Origin of the sequence: Pseudomonas sp. Bout1, assembly GCF_034314165.1 — a bacterium.
Taxonomy (GTDB): domain Bacteria; phylum Pseudomonadota; class Gammaproteobacteria; order Pseudomonadales; family Pseudomonadaceae; genus Aquipseudomonas.
In genome coordinates this window covers 4268887-4287794 of sequence record NZ_JAVIWK010000001.1, presented here as the reverse complement: position 1 = coordinate 4287794, position 18908 = coordinate 4268887, and the positions used below count along the sequence as shown (strand labels likewise).

General features: G+C 62.4%; 13 protein-coding genes, 1 pseudogene and 1 riboswitch. Of the genes and pseudogenes, 8 read left to right on the top strand and 6 right to left on the bottom strand.

Features of this window, described 5'->3' with window-relative positions; translation table 11 throughout:
- Positions 1-410 precede the first annotated feature (410 nt).
- From RGV33_RS19955 to RGV33_RS19945, 3 genes are read right to left on the bottom strand one after another with little or no spacing between them, the layout of a single operon-like run.
- On the bottom strand, positions 411-1331 hold the full coding sequence (locus RGV33_RS19955; protein WP_322145766.1) for an ABC transporter substrate-binding protein: 921 nt from the start codon (positions 1329-1331) through the stop codon (positions 411-413).
- Positions 1328-1672, bottom strand: coding sequence for a (2Fe-2S) ferredoxin domain-containing protein (locus RGV33_RS19950; RefSeq protein ID WP_322145765.1), 345 nt, complete (start codon positions 1670-1672; stop codon positions 1328-1330). The genes RGV33_RS19955 and RGV33_RS19950 overlap by 4 nt, the downstream gene beginning before the upstream one ends.
- A complete protein-coding gene (locus RGV33_RS19945) occupies positions 1672-3606 on the bottom strand; it encodes a TonB-dependent receptor (RefSeq protein ID WP_322145764.1) in 1935 nt (644 codons plus the stop codon). The genes RGV33_RS19950 and RGV33_RS19945 overlap by 1 nt, the downstream gene beginning before the upstream one ends.
- A gap of 93 nt (positions 3607-3699) precedes the next feature.
- Positions 3700-3907, bottom strand: a riboswitch (cobalamin riboswitch).
- Between the two features lie 101 nt (positions 3908-4008).
- Here RGV33_RS19945 and lexA point away from each other — a divergent pair.
- The 7 genes and pseudogenes from lexA (at position 4009) to RGV33_RS19910 (ending at position 15093) form a co-directional block, all read left to right on the top strand.
- A complete protein-coding gene (lexA, locus tag RGV33_RS19940; RefSeq protein WP_322145763.1) occupies positions 4009-4626 on the top strand; it encodes a transcriptional repressor LexA in 618 nt (205 codons plus the stop codon).
- On the top strand, positions 4626-5237 hold the full coding sequence (gene imuA, locus RGV33_RS19935) for a translesion DNA synthesis-associated protein ImuA (protein WP_322145762.1): 612 nt from the start codon (positions 4626-4628) through the stop codon (positions 5235-5237). The genes lexA and imuA overlap by 1 nt, the downstream gene beginning before the upstream one ends.
- 7 nt (positions 5238-5244) lie before the next feature.
- Positions 5245-6660: a DNA polymerase Y family protein gene (locus tag RGV33_RS19930; protein WP_322145761.1), complete on the top strand. Its 1416-nt coding sequence runs from the start codon at positions 5245-5247 to the stop codon at positions 6658-6660.
- Positions 6636-9725, top strand: a complete 3090-nt coding sequence (locus RGV33_RS19925; protein ID WP_322145760.1) for an error-prone DNA polymerase — start codon at positions 6636-6638, stop codon at positions 9723-9725. Before RGV33_RS19930 ends, RGV33_RS19925 begins: the two co-directional genes overlap by 25 nt.
- A 114-nt stretch (positions 9726-9839) precedes the next feature.
- Positions 9840-11585: an ATP-binding protein gene (locus RGV33_RS19920; RefSeq protein ID WP_322145759.1), complete on the top strand. Its 1746-nt coding sequence runs from the start codon at positions 9840-9842 to the stop codon at positions 11583-11585.
- 122 nt (positions 11586-11707) lie between these two features.
- Positions 11708-14236, top strand: a complete 2529-nt coding sequence (uvrA, locus tag RGV33_RS19915) for an excinuclease ABC subunit UvrA (RefSeq protein ID WP_322145758.1) — start codon at positions 11708-11710, stop codon at positions 14234-14236.
- 126 nt (positions 14237-14362) lie between these two features.
- A pseudogene (locus RGV33_RS19910) lies at positions 14363-15093 on the top strand (saccharopine dehydrogenase NADP-binding domain-containing protein).
- Positions 15094-15108: 15 nt separating this feature from the next.
- On the opposite strand, the gene RGV33_RS19905 reads toward RGV33_RS19910, so the two are convergent.
- Entirely contained in the window at positions 15109-15990 is an 882-nt protein-coding gene (locus RGV33_RS19905) for an AraC family transcriptional regulator N-terminal domain-containing protein (RefSeq protein WP_416152130.1), read from the bottom strand.
- Positions 15991-16191: 201 nt separating this feature from the next.
- Here RGV33_RS19905 and RGV33_RS19900 point away from each other — a divergent pair, with 201 nt between their 5' ends.
- The gene (locus RGV33_RS19900) at positions 16192-16941 is read left to right on the top strand and encodes a glucose 1-dehydrogenase (protein WP_322145756.1); all 750 of its coding nucleotides are present in this window, start codon (positions 16192-16194) and stop codon (positions 16939-16941) included.
- A 76-nt stretch (positions 16942-17017) separates the two neighbouring features.
- On the opposite strand, the gene RGV33_RS19895 is transcribed toward RGV33_RS19900, so the two are convergent.
- Positions 17018-17773: an SDR family oxidoreductase gene (locus tag RGV33_RS19895; RefSeq protein WP_322148709.1), complete on the bottom strand. Its 756-nt coding sequence runs from the start codon at positions 17771-17773 to the stop codon at positions 17018-17020.
- Between the two features lie 175 nt (positions 17774-17948).
- A complete protein-coding gene (locus tag RGV33_RS19890; protein WP_322145755.1) occupies positions 17949-18857 on the bottom strand; it encodes a LysR family transcriptional regulator in 909 nt (302 codons plus the stop codon).
- Between the last annotated feature and the right edge of the window lie 51 nt (positions 18858-18908).

Genomic DNA, 18908 nt, shown 5'->3' with positions numbered 1-18908 from the left:
ACCGCAGAATCTGGAAAGGAGTTTTTACCAGAAGTCACGAGTGGGTTTTTTGGGGGGAGGGGGAGGGGAGGGGAGGACATATCCGTTATTTAGGTAATGGCGGCTTATGGTTTCACTCTTACAGCGAGTCACTTTGCAAAAGCGGAGATCAAGATCAAAAGCAAGAGCACAGCGGCCTGAAAGCCGACCTGAGTGTTAAAAGTCAGGGCAAAAGCTGTAGGAGCTGGCTTGCCGGCGATGCAGGCCCCTCGGGGTATCAGGTACACCCAGTTGATGCCATCGCCGGCAAGCCAGCTCCTACAGTGGGCCGTGTTCGCCAGTGATTTTACTTCTGCCACTCAAGCCGCCGGCCGGGAGGACGCTGTGCATTTGATCTACCCCTATCAGCCCCCCGCCGCAGCAATGGATATTCACCCCCGCATATCGTTAAACCTGCGGGCCAATTCCAAAACCACACGCCCACTCCCCATTGTGGGCATCAGGTGGGTAAACGGAATATCGATCATCCGGTTCTCCCGCACCGCCCGCAAACGCGAGAGCACCGGGTCACGGGTCAGCAACTGGCGCTTGCGGCTGGCCGGCGACCACACCGCATCCGCCAGCAAGATCACATCCGGGTCACTCAGCAGCAACGTTTCACTGCTCACCGTAACGCGGTATTGATTGATCCCTGCAAACAGATTTCGCGCCCCGGCAGCCGCCACCAACGTGGTGACGAAGCCTCGCCGGCCTTCGCTGTCCAACCCGTTGACCTCACTGTCCAGGTAGAACACCGACAGCGGCTCACCCTCGCCAATCAGCGCCTGGGCACGGGCCAGGTCGGCGTCCATGGCATCACTCAACGCCCGTGCCCGCTGTTGTTTGTGCACCAGCGCCCCAACGGTAAACAGGTCGTTGCGGATATGCCCGAAGTAGTCCAATGAGTGCCCGTCGCACGCCGACTCCAGCAAGTACGACCCAACCCCGTTGCCAGCCAGGCCAGTACGGGACGTGATGCCGTTGCCGAACGCCGTGGCAAAACCACCCACCACCAAATCCGGTTTTTGCGCATAGAGCACTTCGCTGGACGGGTACTTGGGCGCAATCACTGGTACGCCGAAGTATTCGACGTGTCGGTGCGCCGCGCCATTGTCATCCAGGTATGCCACACCCACCAATGCCGGCCCGACATCCAGCGCCAACAGCAAGTCGGCGGCATGCTGGTTGAGGGCCACGATGCGCGAGGGCGGTGAATGCGCGGCGGCCCAGTCCTGGTTGCAGTTGCGATAACTGTCGGCCAGCACCGGTGTGGCGCAGAGCAGGGCGCTTAACAGTAACCAGGGGGCTTTCATGATCGCTCCTTGATCAGCAGATCCTCGACGACTTCGCCGCCCACCAGGTGCACCTCCACCAGGCGCCGGACGTCTGCGTTGCTGTGCACGCCGTACCAGCAGGTGTCTGGGTATACCGTCACTATCGGCCCCAGGTTGCACGGGAACTGGCAGTGGGTGCGGGTCAACAGTACGCCGCCAGGCTTTTCGATGCAGTCGTGTTGCAGCAGGTGGCGGCGCAGGGTTTTCCACAGTTGCAGCGCGCCACGCTGGGTGCAGCGCGGGCCGGTGCACAGGAACACGTGACGGGCGTGGGCGGGGACATGGGACCAGTCCGGATGAGTCTCTATGGGCGTATCCATCAGAAGCGGTACGTGTAGCGGACTTCGGAGCTGAACGGCCGTCCGAGGTTGTCGACGTTGCTGGCGCGGCTGGTGACGTAGTCGCGGTCTAACAGGTTCTCTACCAGTAGGCTGACGCGGTGTTGGTGGGCGTGGTCGATATAGCGATAGGCGTCGGCATCCACCACGGTGTAGTTGCCGTACTCGACCTTTTTCGAGCTGACGATATCACCGATGTACCGCGCGGCTGTGCCGGCGCCCCACATGCGGTCCACCGATTCGTAGCCGACCCGCGAACGGGCGAAGAACCCGGGGATGTCGTTGAGGGTGACGCCAGCGCGGGACTCGGTGAGGTTACGCGTCATGTCGGCCTGCACGCTCCATTGCGCGTTGAGTTGCAGCTTGGCGTCTGCCTCGAAACCGCGCATCTGGAGCTGCCCCTGGCCGTTGACCCACTGGATATCGTCCAGGGTGATCAGGTCGGTGATCTTGCGCTTGAACAACGTGACGCTGGCGCTGAAGTCTCGCCCCAGCAGGCTGCCCTTGTAGTCGAGGCCCAGCTCGGCGTTGCGGCTCTTCTCTGGCTTGAGGTTGCGGTTACCTTTTTCATCCTCTTCGTTGACGAACAGTTGCTCGGCGTTCGGCAGTTTGTAGGCGGTGCCGTATTGGCCGCGCAGGGCCCAGTGGTCGTTGAGGTCGTAGAGCGAAGTGAGCATGCCGACGGTGGCGCTGTCGCCGCCGCTCATGGCTTCGTGGCGTACGCCGATGCTCGGGTGCCAGTTCGGCAGCGCCTCGATATTCGGGCGCAACTGGGTGTACAGCGCGTGGGCCTGAGCCTTGTTGTCGTCGATGATCAGCACATCGTCCTGGCCCTTGAACCACTGGTTGTCGGAGCCGAACACCAGCACGTGCTCGCCCGGCAGCACGGCCTTGCCTTCGGCCTGCACGCCCCAGTCGGTGAAGCCCCAATAGTCGTTGTGGTTGATGACCTGGGTGCCGCCGCCCTGGAGATTGTTGATGCGGGTATAGCGCGTGTCCCAATCGTTGATATGGCCTTTGACAAAATAGCTCAGGCGCTCGTTGAGGCTCTGCTCGAAGGTGGCCGTGGCGATCTGTTGCACGCGGTCGTTGGTGGTCTTGTGGTTGCCTGCCGGGCGGGCGAAATCCAGGTTGGCGTCGGCGTACTGGTAAAACAGCTCAAGGCGCGTGTCATCGCCAAACGACTGGATCGCCTTGGTGCCGAAGGTGGTGACTTCGTAGGAGCGCTGCTTGTCGCTGACGTTTTTCATGTCGCGGTTGCGAAACGGCTGGTAGCCCTCGGAGGCGTTGCGGCTGATGTAGGCCAGCAAGCCAAGATCGCCAAAACCGTTGTTGAAGATCTTCTCGACCCGGGCATCGCCGGTGGTGCCGCCGAAGGTGTCTGCGCCCAGGTTCACCTCGCCGGACGCCTCGCGGGTTTGCGGGCTGCGGGTAACGATGTTGATCACCCCCGACACCGCCTGGGTGCCGAACAGCAGGCTCTGGCCACCCTTGAGCACTTCGATGCGCTCGATGGCATTGGCGGGCAGGGTGTCCAGGTACAGGCCGCCGTACAGGCGGTTGTTCAGGCGTACTCCGTCCAGCAGGATCAGCGTGTCATCGTTGCGCCCGCCCAGCAGGGAATAGGTACCGTAGTCGAACGGGCCGTTCTTGGGCGCCACGTACAGGCCGGGGATGAACATCTGCATCACGCGCGACACATCGGCGGCGGGGCCGGCGCGCTCGATCTGTTCGCGGGTGACGGTCTCGACCTTGCTGCCGTACTGGGCCATGTCGGCCACGGTGGTGGACTCCACCGACGGCGCAGAAACGATCTGCTGCTTGAGCTCAAGGGTGTTGTCGTCGGCCAGCAGCAGGGGGCTGAACAGGCAGCCGAGCAACAGGCTGGGCACGGGAGTGTTGAAAGGTCGAATCATAGTCTTCTCGGAAAAGTTTCTTTCGCGAAAAGCACGCACGAGTAGGCACCGAGCACACGCCAATACCGGCCCATGCCCGCCCACCGCAGGATTTTGCCAAACAGAATTCCAGGCCGGTCTCCGGGCTCACGCGTATGGACACCTTCACCTTCCCATGGCGCGCAGGCCACAGTGGTGTGTCGAAGGGGTCACGCGTCTACCGTTGCGGGGGCAGCACCGGACTGGCTCGGAAAGAGCGGCACCGGTTTCCCGTTTCACCCCATGCACGGCGGCATGAGGCACCTGAAACAGGCCGGCATCTGAACATTCGATTGACCGTTCGTCAACTTGGCTGCGGCTTTTTCAGTGACCATGTGGGAAGCGACTGACGGATCTTGCTAGAAATTTCCTACAGGAGTACAAATGTACTCCATGACGACTTTAACGCCCCGCCGCACCGCCATCCTGACCTTTATCCGCGACCGTATCGCGCAGCAAGGCCAGTCCCCCAGCCTCGCCGAGATCGCCGAGGCGTTCGGCTTTGCCTCCCGCAGCGTGGCGCGCAAGCATGTGCTGGCGCTGACTGAGGGCGGCTTTATCGAGGTCAACCCGAACCAGGCCCGGGGCATTCGCCTGCTTAATCAGCCGGTGCGGCCTGAGTTGCTGGACATCCCGGTGCTCGGCCGAGTGGCTGCCGGCGTGCCCATCGGCGCCGACGCCGAAGTGCACAACCGCTTGCTGCTCGACCCGGGCATGTTTGCGAAAACCCCGGATTACCTGCTGCGGGTGCAGGGCGATTCGATGATCGAAGACGGCATCCTCGATGGCGACTTGGTGGGCGTACGCCGCAGTGCCGAGGCCTTGAATGGGCAAATCGTGGTGGCGCGCCTGGACGGTGAAGTCACCATCAAGCGTTTCGAACACGTGGGCGAGCGCGTGCGCCTGCTGCCACGCAACCCCGCTTATCAGCCCATCGTGGTGCGTCCCGATCAGGACCTGGCGATCGAAGGGGTGTTTTGCGGCCTGGTGAGGCAAGGCTGATGGGCGCCGTCGTTGCCCTGGACTCGCTGTTCAATGGCGGCCGGGTCTGGAAGGGCCGGCCCGCCGCGCCGCCTGCCAGCCTCCATCCCACCGGGCTTGCGGCGCTGGATGCAGTGCTGCCCAGCGGTGGCTGGCCGGAGGCGGCGTTGAGCGAAATCCTCATGGCCAAGGAGGGCGTGGGCGAGTTGCAACTGGTGTGGCCGACCCTGGCGCGGTTGGCGGCGGCTGGCGAGCGCATCGTGTTGGTGGCGCCGCCTTACACGCCGTACCCCCACGCCTGGCAAAACGCCGGGGTGGATGTGCGCCAGCTGTCGGTGATCCAGGCCGATGAGCGTGACGCCTTGTGGGCGGTGGAGCAATGCCTGCGTTCCGGCAGTTGCGGCGCGGTGTTGTGCTGGCCGCGCAAGGCCGATGACCGGGCCTTGCGCCGCTTGCAGGTGGCGGCAGAAACCGGCCAGACCCTGGCCTTCGCCTGGCGCTCATTGAACGAGGCGATCAACCCGTCACCGGCCGCCTTGCGCCTGGCGGTGGAGGCCAGCCCGGCGCAAGTGCGGGTGCTCAAGTGCCGGGGCGGCCTGGCCCATCCCGCGCCCATTGCACTTGGGCACTGAGGTTGGCATGCGCTGGGTGTGTATTGTCTTCCCGCAATTGGCGCTGGACGGGGTGCTGCGTGTGCGCCCCGAACCGGATCAGCCGTTGGCCCTGCTGGCGGGTACGCCACAACGGCGGGTGCTGCAAACCGTCAATGAGGCCGCCCGCAAACTCGGGCTGCGCCCCGGCCAATCGCTGACGGCGGCCCATGCCTTGACCAAGGCGTTTGCCTGCGCCGAATACGACCCGGCGCAGATCGAATACTGGCAGCAATTTCTGGCGGCCTGGGCCTACCGATTCAGCTCTCAGGTCAGCGTGTTCTACCCACGGGCGTTGCTGTTCGAGATCGAGTCGAGCCTGGGCCTGTTCGGGCCCTGGCCGCTGCTTGAAGCGCGCTTGCGCAAGGAACTGACCGACCTGGGGTTTCGTCATCGCATTGTCGCCGCGCCAAACCCGGCAGCAGCGCGAATATTAGCGAATGCCTACGACGGCCTCGCTGTGGCCGATGAGCACAGCCTGCAACAAGCGTTGGCGCCGATCCCCATCGACCGCGCCGGCCTCGACTCGCAAGCCGCCACCGCGTTGTCGCGCATGGGCTTGCGCACCCTGGCCCAGGTGCAGGCGCTGCCCCGGCATACTTTGGCCCGGCGGTTCGACGCGGCGCTGCTCAAGCACCTCGATGCACTGAGTGGGCAACGGCCGCTGGCCCTGGCGTTCTACCAGCCGCCGGACCGCTTCGATGTGCGCATCGAGCTGAATTTTGATGTGTTGTCCCATCAAGCCTTGCTGTTTCCCTTGCGCCGTTTGACCGGCGATTTGTCGGCGTTCCTGTGTGGCCGCGACAGTGGCGTGCAACGCTTTGACCTGCACCTGGAACACGCGGCAGAACCCGACACCCTCATCAAGGTCGGCCTGCTCAGTGCCGAACGTGATGCAGCGATGCTGTTCGAACTGGCCCGTGGCCGCCTGGAGCAAGTGCACGTCACCTCGCCGGTGCGCGGCTTTCGCCTGGTGGCCCAGGACCTGCCAGTGTTTGTGCCCCAGCGCCAGGACCTGTTCGACGAACGCCCGCAACAAACCCTGCCGTGGGAGCAACTGCGCGAACGCCTGCGGGCGCGGCTGGGGGACGAGGCAGTGCAAGGCCTGCGCTTTCACGCCGACCACCGCCCCGAATGCGCCTGGCAACCCGGTGCCGACACGCGCCCATGCATGCCCTCAAACAACGTGCAGCGCCCCGGCTGGTTGCTGCCTGAACCCACGCCCCTGGCGGAGCACGGCCTACAGATATTGATGGGCCCGGAACGTATCGAATCGGGCTGGTGGGATGGCGCCGATGTGCGCCGCGATTACTACCTGGTACGCACCCGCGCCGGCCAGCAGGGCTGGGCTTACCGAACCGTGGGCGAAAGCGGCGCGCTGTGGCTGCAAGGCTGGTTCGCATGAGTTATGCGGAGCTGCATTGCCTGTCCAACTTCAGTTTCCAGCGGGGCGCCTCCAGTGCCCGCGAGCTGTTTGAGCGGGCCAAACAGCAGGGCTATGAGGCGCTGGCGATCACCGATGAATGCACCTTGTCAGGCATCGTGCGCGCCTGGCAGGCGGCCAAGGAAGTCGGGTTGCCGCTGATTGTCGGCAGCGAGATGCGCCTGGAAAACGGCCCCAAGCTGGTGCTGCTGGTGGAGAACCTGGAGGGTTACCAGCACCTGTGTCGGCTGATCACCATTGCCCGGCGCCGTGCGCAAAAAGGTCACTATCGGCTGCTGCAAGAGGACTTCACATCGGTACAAGGGTTGCTGGTGTTATGGATGGTCGAAGATGCCGACACCCAGGCGAACATCCAATGGCTGCGCAGCACGTTCACCGATCGCCTGTGGCTGGCCGTGGAGCTGCATTGCGGCCAGAACGATGCCCGTCACCTTGAGCAACGCCTGAACCTGGCCGCCAGCCTGCACCTGCCGGCGGTGGCCTGCGGCGATGTGCATATGCACGTGCGTGGCCGTCGCGCGTTGCAAGACACCATGACCGCGATCCGTCATCACGTCCCGGTGGCCGAAGCCGGCGCGCGCCTGCACCCCAACGGCGAGCGCCACTTGCGCAGCCTCGATGCATTGGCCGCGCTGTACCCGGCGCACTTGCTGGAAGCATCCCTGAACATCGCCCGGCGTTGCACCTTCGACCTGGGCCAGTTGCGCTATCAATACCCCAGGGAATTAGTGCCTGAAGGCCAGGACGCTAAATCCTGGCTACGCCTCTTGACCGAGCAAGGCATCGCCCAGCGTTGGCCGGAAGGGGTCGATGCCAAGACCCTCCAGCAGATCAATAACGAACTGGAACTGATCAGCGAGCTGGGCTACGAAAGCTACTTCCTTACCGTGCACGACATTGTGCGCTTCGCCCGTAGCCGGTCGATCCTGTGCCAGGGCCGCGGCTCGGCGGCCAACTCGGCGGTGTGCTTTGCCCTGGGCATCACCGAGATCAACCCGAGCCTGATGAACATGCTGTTCGAGCGCTTCCTGTCTCGCGAGCGCAACGAGCCGCCCGACATCGACGTGGATTTTGAACACGAGCGCCGCGAAGAGGTGCTGCAATACGTGTTCCAACGCTACGGCCGTACCCGCGCCGCCTTGACGGCGGTGGTCAGCAGCTACCACGGCGCCGGTGCGGTGCGCGACGTGGCCAAGGCCCTTGGGCTGCCGCCGGACCAGGTCAACGCCCTGGCCGACTGCTGCGGCCGCTGGAGCGACGAAGCACCGCCCCTGGAGCGCCTGCGCGAAGGTGGCTTCGACCCCGACAGCCCGGTGCTGCGCCGGGTGCTCACCTTGACCCAACAACTGATCGGCTTCCCCCGGCACCTGTCCCAGCACCCCGGGGGTTTCGTGATTTCCGAACACCCGCTGGACACCCTGGTGCCGGTGGAAAACGCCGCCATGGCCGAGCGCACCATCATCCAGTGGGACAAGGACGACCTCGACGCGGTGGGCCTGCTCAAGGTGGACATTCTCGCGCTGGGCATGCTCAGTGCGATTCGCCGCTGCTTCGACCTGCTGCGCCGCCATCGCAACCGGGACCTGAGCCTGGCCTCGGTGCCCAAGGAGGATGCGGCGACCTACGCGATGATCAGCAAGGCCGACACCATCGGCGTGTTCCAGATCGAGTCGCGGGCGCAGATGTCGATGTTGCCCAGGCTCAAGCCCCAGACCTTTTATGACCTGGTGATTGAGGTTGCCATCGTGCGCCCCGGGCCGATCCAGGGCGGTATGGTGCACCCGTACCTGCGGCGACGGAACAAGGAGGAAGCAACCACCTACCCATCGCCCGAACTCAAGGCCGTGCTGGAGCGCACGTTGGGCATCCCGCTGTTTCAGGAGCAAGTGATGCAGATCGCCATGGTCGCCGCCGATTACGGGCCTGGTGAAGCCGACCAACTGCGCCGCTCCATGGCCGCCTGGAAACGCCACGGCGGCCTTGAACCGCACCAGCAGCGCCTGCGCACCGGCATGCTGAAAAACGGCTACAGCGAAGCCTTCGCCGCGCAGATCTTCGAGCAAATCAAGGGCTTTGGCAGCTACGGTTTCCCCGAATCCCACGCCGCCAGTTTCGCCTTGCTGACCTACGCCAGTTGCTGGCTCAAATGCCATGAACCGGCCGCGTTTGCCTGCGCCTTGATCAACAGCTGGCCCATGGGTTTCTACAGCCCCGACCAGATCCTGCAGGACGCCCGTCGCCATCATTTGCAGATCCGGCCGGTGGATGTGCAAGCCAGTGACTGGGATTGCAGCCTGGAACCCATCGAAGGCCAGCAACCGGCAATCCGCCTGGGCTTGCGCATGATCTCCGGGTTTCGCGAGGAGGATGGCCGGCGCATCGAAACGGCGCGCCAGGCCCGCGGGTTTTTCGATATTGCCGACTTGGGTGAGCGCGCCCGCCTGGACACCCGCGCCCAGGAGCTGCTGGCGGATGCCGGCGCCTTGCGCGGGCTGGCCGGGCATCGGCATCGGGCACGCTGGGAGGTGGCCGGGGTGCAGAAGCAACTGGGGCTGTTTGCCGGGTTGGCCAGCCCCGAAGAGGCGATGGTGGAGCTGCCACGACCGACGGTCGGCGAAGACCTGTATGCCGACTACGCCAGCGTCGGCACCACCTTGGGCCCGCACCCGTTGGCGCTGCTGCGCGATGAACTGCGTGCGCGGCGCTGCCGCAGTTCCAACGAGTTGCTGCTGGCCGAGCATGGACGCAATGTCAGCGTTGCCGGGCTGGTCACCGGCCGGCAACGCCCGGGCACGGCCAGCGGCGTGACCTTCGTCACCCTGGAAGATGAGTTCGGCAATATCAATGTGGTGGTCTGGCGCGATTTGGCCGAGCGCCAGCGTCAGGCGCTGGTGGGGTCGCGATTGCTTAAAGTGGATGGGCGGTGGGAGGCGGTGGGGGACGTTCGGCACTTGATCGCCGGGCGCTTGACCGACCTGACACCGCTGCTGTCGGGCATCAGTGTGCGCAGCCGGGATTTTCGCTGAACCGGCTCTTGTCCCTTCATGCGGGCTTAAGCAATATGCAATGAAACCAACCGCTGCTGCCGGGCTCAAAGTTTTCATCGCCCCCCATCTCTTATTTCCTTACAGAGCCGATCAATGCAGTTTTTATTCAATACCCACGGCTGTGAAGGCTGGGCTGGCGAAATGGCCCAGAGAATTCGTGCATTTGACTGGTCTGCCACCGACCTTGGCCCGATTCACGCGTGGCCCAACAGCCTGGTCAGCGCAGTGCAGATGTTGCTGGCCTCGCCCATGCCCATGGTGATGCTGTGGGGGACGCCCGGCTACATGATCTACAACGACAGCTACTCGGTATTTGCCGGCGGCCGTCACCCTTATCTGCTGGGGGCGCCGGTGGAACTGGGCTGGCCGGAAGTCGCGGACTTCAACCGCAATGTGGTCGACACCTGCCTGGCGGGCGGCACCTTGTCTTACCGTAACCTGGCACTGGAGTTGCTGCGCGACGGCCGCCCGGAAAACGTATGGATGGACCTGTATTACAGCCCCGTGGCCGGCGACGACCAGCAACCGGCCGGGGTATTGGCGATTGTGGTGGAGACCACTGAGCATGTGATCTCCGAGCGCCTGCGCCAGGAACTCACCCACAACCTGGAGCAGCGCGTGGCCGCCGAAGTGCAAGCCCGCTCCGCCGCCGAGGCGCAGTTGCGCCAATCGCAAAAGCTCGAAGCCATCGGTGGCCTGACCGGCGGCGTGGCCCATGACTTTAACAACCTGCTGCAAGTGGTCGCGGGCAACTTGCACCTGCTGGCCCGCAATGAACCCGACAACCCCCACGTGCAGCGCCGGGTCAGCGCCGCCATTGCGGCGGTGGAACGTGGGGCCAAGCTGACCTCGCAACTGCTGGCCTTTGCCCGTCGCCAGCCGCTGTCGCCGGCGGTGTACAGCCCACTGCGCATTTATGAAGGGCTGGGTGAACTGTTGCAGCGAGCGTTGGGAGAAACCATTCACATTGATGTGCAACTGCCGCTGGACCCGTGGTGCATTCATGTCGACCGCAACCAGTTGGAAAATGCCTTGCTCAACCTTGCGATCAACGCGCGGGACGCGATGAAAGGCGAGGGCATCATTCGGATCACCGGCGAAAATATCATCCTCAACCCCCCGGACTGCGCGGGCAAAAGCATCAGCCCCGGCGAGTACGTGCGCCTGGCGGTTACCGACACCGGCTCGGGCATGTCGCCGACAATCATGGCACGGGTGTTCGAGCCGTTTTTTACCACCAAGCCCGATGGCCACGGCACCGGGCTGGGGTTGAGCATGGTGTTCGGCTTCGTGCGGCAAAGTGGCGGGCATGTCGAAGTGGACAGCGAGGAGGGCAGCGGCACCGTGGTGCAGATGTATTTCCCGCGCAGCCTCGAACCGGAAAAACACGACGCGCCTGCTGCCCTTGCGAACCACGCCGGCGGCCAGGAGACCATCCTGGTGGTCGAGGACAACGAAGGCGTGCGTACCGCCGCGGTGGAGTTGCTCGAACAATCCGGCTACACCGTGCTGACCGCCGAAGACGGTGACATGGCCATGCTGATGTTGCGCGCCGGGCTGCAACCGGACCTGATCTTTACCGACGTAGTGATGCCGGGCCGGGTCAAAAGTACCGACCTGGCCGAGTGGGCGCGCGAGCAAGTGCCGGCGGTGGCGGTGCTGTTTACGTCCGGGCACACCCGCGACATCCTCTCCAGCAACCACCTGTTGAGCCAGGACATTCACCTGTTAACCAAACCCTATGGCCCGGATGAGCTGGCGCAGCGAGTGCGCTCGGTGCTGACCACCCGGGGTGATGTGACAAACGGAGATCCAACCCGCAACGCCGATCTACTGTAGGCGCTGGCTTGCCCGCGATGGCGGTGTGTCAGGCCCCAATTGGCAACTGGCACACCGCCATCTCAGGCAGATCAGCTCCTACAGGGATCTTCACCGCCTTGAACACACTGATAAGGTTACCCATGACTTCCCAGCGCAACCTGCCCCCAGCCACCTCACCCACCGCCCAACGCCCAGGCTTCGTGCGGGTGCGGGGTGCCCGCGAACACAACCTGCGCAACGTCGACGTGGACATCCCGCGTGACGCATTGGTGGTGTTTACCGGCGTGTCTGGCTCGGGCAAGTCGTCGCTGGCATTCTCCACTGTCTACGCCGAGGCCCAGCGCCGCTACTTCGAATCCGTGGCGCCCTACGCACGCCGCCTGATCGACCAAGTGGGCGTGCCCGACGTCGACTCGATCGAAGGCCTGCCACCCGCCGTGGCCCTGCAACAACAGCGCGGCACGCCCAGCACACGTTCGTCGGTGGGCAGCGTCACCACCTTGTCCAGCCTGATCCGCATGCTGTACTCCCGCGCCGGCAGCTACCCGGCGGGGCAACCGATGCTGTACGCCGAAGACTTTTCCCCCAACCTGCCACAAGGCGCTTGCCCGCAATGCCACGGCCTGGGCCGGGTGTACGAAGTGACCGAAGCCCTGATGGTGCCCGATCCGTCCCTCACCATCCGCCAGCGCGCCGTGGCGTCCTGGCCGCTGGCGTGGCAAGGCCAGAACCAGCGCGACATCCTCGTCACCCTGGGTTACGACGTCGACATCCCATGGCGCGACCTGCCGAAAAAACAGCGCGACTGGATTCTTTTCACCGAAGAAACCCCCACCGCGCCGGTGTACGCCGGCTTCACCCCGGCCCAAACCCGCGACGCCCTCAAGCGCAAACTGGAACCCAGCTACCAGGGCACCTTCACCGGCGCCCGGCGCTACATCCTGCACACCTTCACCCATTCCCAAAGCGCCCTGATGAAAAAGCGCGTCTCGCAATTCATGCAAGGCAGCCCATGCCCGTTGTGCGAAGGCAAACGCCTGAACAAGGCTGCGCTGTCGGTGAAATTTGCTGGCGTGGACATTGGCGAACTGTCGCAAATGTCCCTGCTGCAACTCGCCGACCTGCTGCGCCCGGTGGCCGAAGGGCAGGGCGACAAAAAACTCTCCGTGGAAAAACGCCTGGCCGCCCAACGCATCGCCCAGGACTTGCTCGAACGCGTCAGCACCCTGACCGACCTCGGCCTGGGCTACCTCGCCCTGGAACGCAGCACACCGACATTGTCATCCGGCGAGCTGCAACGCCTACGCCTGGCCACGCAACTGGGCTCGCAACTGTTCGGCGTGATCTACGTGCTGGATGAACCTTCCGCCGGCCTGCACCCCGCTGACGGCGAAGCCCTGTTCGCCGCCCTCGACCGATTGAAAGCCGCTGGCAACTCCCTGTTCGTGGTGGAACATGACTTGGAAACCATGCGCCGCGCCGACTGGCTGATCGACGTCGGCCCGGCTGCCGGCGAACACGGCGGCCAAGTCCTGTACAGCGGCCCACCCGCCGGCCTGGCACAGGTCCAAGCCTCGCAAACCCGCGAATACCTGTTCGCCGAAAAACGCCCGGTCAGCCAACCACCGCGCCCACCCACCGGCTGGCTGCGCCTGGAAGGCGTGACGCGCAACAACCTCAACGACCTGAGTGTGGACTTTCCCCTGGGCTGCTTTACCGCCGTGACTGGCATCTCTGGCTCAGGCAAATCCAGCCTTGTCAGCCAGGCGCTGTTGGAACTGGTAGGCGCAGGATTGGGCCGCGTAGTAGAAACCGAAGACGAATCCAGCCTGGAAGACGACGCCCCGCAGACCAGCGGCGGGCGCATCAGCGGCGGGTTGGAACACATCCGCCGCCTGGTGCAAGTGGACCAGAAACCCATTGGCCGCACTCCGCGCTCCAACCTCGCGACCTACACCGGGTTGTTCGACAACGTACGCAAACTTTTCGCGGCTACACCGGCGGCGAAAAAGCGGCATTACGATGCCGGGCAATTCTCCTTCAACGTCGCCAAAGGGCGCTGCCCGAATTGCGAAGGTGAGGGTTTTGTCAGTGTGGAATTGCTGTTCATGCCCAGCGTGTATGCACCGTGCCCGACGTGCCATGGCGCGCGTTACAACCCGCAAACCCTGGCGATCAAGTGGCAAGGGCTGACCATCGCCCAAGTGCTGGGGCTGACCGTTGAACAGGCGGTTGAAGTGTTTGCCGAGCAACCGGGTGTGCTGCGCTCGCTGCAAGTGCTGCGCGATATTGGCTTGGGGTATTTGCGCCTTGGCCAGCCAGCGACCGAGCTGTCGGGCGGGGAAGCACAGCGCATCAAGCTGGCGACCGAACTGCAGCGCAATGCCCGGGGCGCCACGTTGTATGTGCTCGATGAACCGACTACCGGGCTGCATCCGCGGGATGTGGACCGGTTGTTGAGCCAGCTCAATCATCTGGTGGAGGCGGGGCATACGGTGATCGTGGTGGAGCATGAAATGCGCGTGGTGGCGCAGAGTGACTGGGTGATTGATATCGGGCCGGGGGCAGGGGATAGAGGCGGGAAGGTGGTGGTGAGTGGCACCCCGCAGAAAGTTGCGAAGAGCAAGAGCAGCCGGACTGCGCCGTTTTTGGGGCGGGAGTTGGGATGAGTCGGGGGTGGTAAGGCAACTTGCAGGGTAAAAGCAGAGACGGGCAGGCTTTGAGCAGGAACAGGGGCGATTCCGGCGGCGACGATGGGTACTGTGGGGACACATTCGAACCACAGAGGAACATTTATGAGCACCCTTCTGATCTACGGCGCCACCGGCTATACCGGGCGTATGGGGGCTGAACGAGCCAAGGCACTGGGCCTGGATTTCTAAATCGCCGGGCGCAATCATCAGTGCCTCGAATCGCTTGCTGCGCAATTGGAGGTGCCCTATCGGGTGTTTGATACCGCCGATGCCGAAAGCTCTTTGTCCGGTATTTCAGTGTTAGTGAACTTCGCGGGCCCATTCGCGCGCACGGCGGAGCCGTTGATGCGGGCCTGCATCAAGGCCGGGATCGACTATCTGGACATCACCGCCGAGATCAACGTTTATCGGCTGGCCGAGACGCTCGGCGCAGAAGCGGCGGCAAATCAGGTCATGCTGTTACCGGGCGTCGGTTGGGATGTGGTGCCTACGGATTCGTTGGCAGTGCATGTCGCCAAGCGCGTAAAGGCATGTACGTGCATATCGCGGGTGATGCGTTTCACGAAGGTGATCTATCGCGACTGCCTGATGGCCCGACACCGGAGGAGAGGGATGCTCATCGGGCCCGGGCAGTGGTTGAGGTGACCGCGACAGATGGCGCAATCGCACGGTCAGTAATTGAAACCGTGAACGGCTACACGCCTTTGGCTGCAGTAGAGGCCGCACGCAGGGTACTGAACGGTGAACGGCAGCGGGGTTTTGCAACACCGGCCAAGGTGTTCGGTGGTGAGTTTGCCCAGAGCATTGCCGGGACGGTGATCACCGACTTCTGAGTCAGTGCCGGGCGTTCAAGACGCTGCCGTAAGTGCTCCAGCGGCAGGAGGCGTCCTGAATCTCGCCGCATCCCGCGCCGGAGGCAGGCCGAACAGCCGCGCGTACTCCCGATTGAATTGCGAGGCGCTTTCATACCCTACGGTATAAGCGATGGAGGTTGCGTCCAGGGTATCGAATAGCAGCAACCAGCGAGCCCTCAGCAAGCGCAGGCGTTTCTGGTACTGAATGGGTGTCATGGCGGTCACGGATTTGAAGTGCCGATAAAACGCGGCAACGCTCATGTCGGACATCAGCGCCAGTGGCTCGACTCGAAAAGGCTCGGCGTAATGCTCACGTATCCACTGTGTGACGCGGCGGATCTGCGTCATCCGGCCATCCGGCCGTGCGACGTCACGAAGAATACCGGCCAGTGGGCCTTGTAAGGCCCGGAACAGAATTTCACGCTCGAGCATCGGTGCCATTATCGCGACCTCATGGGGGCGATCCACGAGCCGCATCATGCGTAACCACGCATCAACCATTTCAGCTGGTGCGAGTACCCCCTCGAAACACGAGTTTTGCGGCGCCCTTGGCGTCTTACTTTCATCCATCAGCAACGTTGCGATCACATTGGGGTCCAGGGTGAGACTGACCGCTAGATAGGGTTCTTCCAGTGTGTCGGCGTGAATCTGGCCCGTCGCGGGCACGTCCACCGGCACCAGAAAATAGTTGCCCGCCGTATACCTGGAAACACCCTCGCCAATCGACAGGGTCTTGGTGCCTTGGAGCACCAGATGCAGCATCGGTTGATAGACCTGATCAGCACAGGCCTCGGCCCGAACCATGGCTACACGGGGTAAGCCGGTGTCGGTCCACTTGTCTTGAGCGCGCATCACGATGCTGCGCAGTTCTGCCATTGATTTTTCCATGCCAGTCACCCTGAGCCAGTTCAAGGGCTATGGCAAGCCAGGTGAGAAGAATAGGCAAGGATGTGCGAATAACCGGCAAACGTCCGACCCTTCGATAGCCGAATACTGATGGCATGCGGCTCGCTGCATGACGATCATTTACACCCCTGCAGCCGAGCCTCCTATCATGCAACTACCAAAGGTCAGCTTATGAAACTTGAAGGGAAAATTGCGGTTGTCACTGGTGCCTCCAAAGGCATTGGTGCTGGGATCGCCAGGGCGATGGGTGCAGAGGGTGCGACAATTATCGTCAACTACGCCTCCGGCAAGGTTGACGCGGATGCAGTCGTTGCCCAGATCATAGAGCACGGAGGCTCTGCCTTGGCGGTACAGGCAGATATGAGTCAGGCAACTGACGTAGTGCGCTTGTTTGAAACGGTTCGTAGCGAGTTCGGCACGTTGGACGTGCTGGTTAACAATGCTGGCATCGCAGTGTTTGAGATGATTGATGACTTGACCGAAGATGCCTTCCACAAGCAATTCAACCTGAACGTGCTGGGCTACCTGCTTGCAGTACGCGAGGCGGTCAAACTGCTGGGGGCCACAGGTAGCATTATCAATATCAGTTCGATCCTCAGTACAGATCCCTATTTGGCTTCAAGTGTGTACTCGGCCACCAAGGGCGCGGTTGATACCTTGACCTTCGCACTGGCCAGGGAGCTGGGAGCACGTGGCATCAGGGTTAATTCGATCTTGCCAGGGCACACCAATACACCTGCCACAGAGGGAAATTTTGCCGGTAAGTTTGGCGAAAAACTGATCGCGGGGACTCCGCTGGGTCGCTTCGGCGAACCCGAGGATATTGCACCTCTGGCCGTGTTTCTGGCATCGCAAGACTCGCACTGGGTGACAGGCGAGTCCATCCGGGCTTCGGGTGGTGTTCGAGGCGTAGGCTACTGACGCAATGGCTTAAACCGAAAGGACGCACGCCCCCGTTCCTATTAAGGAACGGGGGCGTGCTTATGCCCGGGCGAAATCAGACTTGAGCCATGCCTCCATCTGCGAAAATTTCGGCACCATTAATGAAGCTTGAGTCGTCGCATGCCAGGAAAAGAGCGGCTTTGGCAATCTCATCGGCTTCACCGACGCGCCCCACCGGAACAAGGGTGCCCAGGTAGTCGAGCATGCCTTGCTGCTGCGCAGGATCATCACCTGCATAATCCAACAGGGCGGGTGTGTGGACAGGGCCGGGGCTCAGCACGTTGACCCGGATGCCAGTGCCTTTGAGGTCAAGAATCCAGCTACGCGCCAGATTGCGCACCGCTGCCTTGGACGCGGAGTACACGCTGAACGCAGCGGTGCCCTTAATACTTGCGCTGGACCCGGCAAGGATCACGGATGAGCCAGCGGTCAGGAGTGGCAAGGCTTTCTGGACGGTGAAGATCAACGCTTTGACGTTCAGCCCAAACGTATCGTCGACCTGTTGTTCGGTGATCTGCCCCAAGGGGAGCAGTGTGCCGCCTCCTGCGTTGGCATACAGCACATCAATACGGCCGGCCTCGGCCTTGATCTGTTCGAATACTTGATCAAGGTCAGCGATCAGAGTCGAATCCGCCTGGATGCTCGTTACGTTGGCGCCAATCTGCTCCTGAGCTGTTTTTAGTGCGTCAGCGTTGCGCCCGGTGATGTAGACATGTGCACCTTGGGCTGCAAACAGCTTGGCAGTGGCCAGGCCGATACCGCTGGTGGCGCCGGTGATGAGTGCGATTTTGCCGTCGAGTCGATCGGACATGGTAATGGTTCCTGGTGCCTGTAGAGCCTGGCCTGAAGGGTTCAGGACAGCAACTTGGGGCGAGTCTAGGACGGTCGGATCCATCGCAGAAGCCCGCCAGGAGAGAGACTTAATCTACAGGGTTGGATAATCGATTCGCGCAATACTGAAGGCGGCTTTGGTGCTGGCTAGTCTGTCAGTTTTTATAGTTTTCGCTGCCGAAAAGTTCTACCGCCCAGTCAATGAAAACCCGCAATTTTGCGCTGGGATGACGAGCTGCCGGATAGACCAACTGGAGTGGATGAGAGGCTGGGGTCCAGTCCTCCAGGATCGGCACCAGACGTCCCGCAGCTATGTGCGTATGGGCACTGAAACGAAAAATCTGTCCGATACCCATCCCGGTCAGCACCGCCTCGGTCAGGGCGGTGCTCTCACTTACGCTAAGGGTGGGTTGGCCATTAACCTCGTATTTTTCACTGCCTTTCGCGAATTGAAGAGGCAACGTCTTACCCGTGCTTGAAAAGAAATAGCGAATTGTGCGGTGGTTTTGCTCAAGATCCTGTGGGTGCAGTGGCGCACCAAACGCAGAAAGATAATCAGGTGTCGCACAGGTAACGAAGTTTGCATGGCAAAGGTGGCGGGCGATCAGTGAGCTGTCAGGCAGCGTGCCGCCGCGTATCACGCAGTCCACGCCGTCGCCGATGAGATCGGCTGGGCGATCACTGACCCCGAGCAATAATTCCAGGTCAGGATAGCGCGCACGAAATTGCGGTAGCGCCGGAATGATCACCAGATTGGCCAGCGATGAGCCTATGTCTACACGAAGCCGCCCGTGGGGGCTTGCTCGCGCTTGCCGTGCGGCAACGTCCATATCGTCCAGTCCCGCCAACAGGTTCAAGGCTTGCTCCCTGTAGGTTTCACCCGCCTGCGTGATGGTGAATGAACGAGTACTGCGCTCAATCAGCTTGGTACCCAGGTGTTGCTCCAGGTCTTGAAGCAGCTTGCTGACCGAGGAGCGGGGGATATTCAACGAGTCGGCCGCTTTGGCAAAAGAGCGAGCCTCCGTGATTCGGATGAATACCCTTAGGGCGAGAAGTTGATCCAAAGCTGCGCTCCTGGAAGGGTTGGGATGGCCGTACCGTTATAACAGTAAATG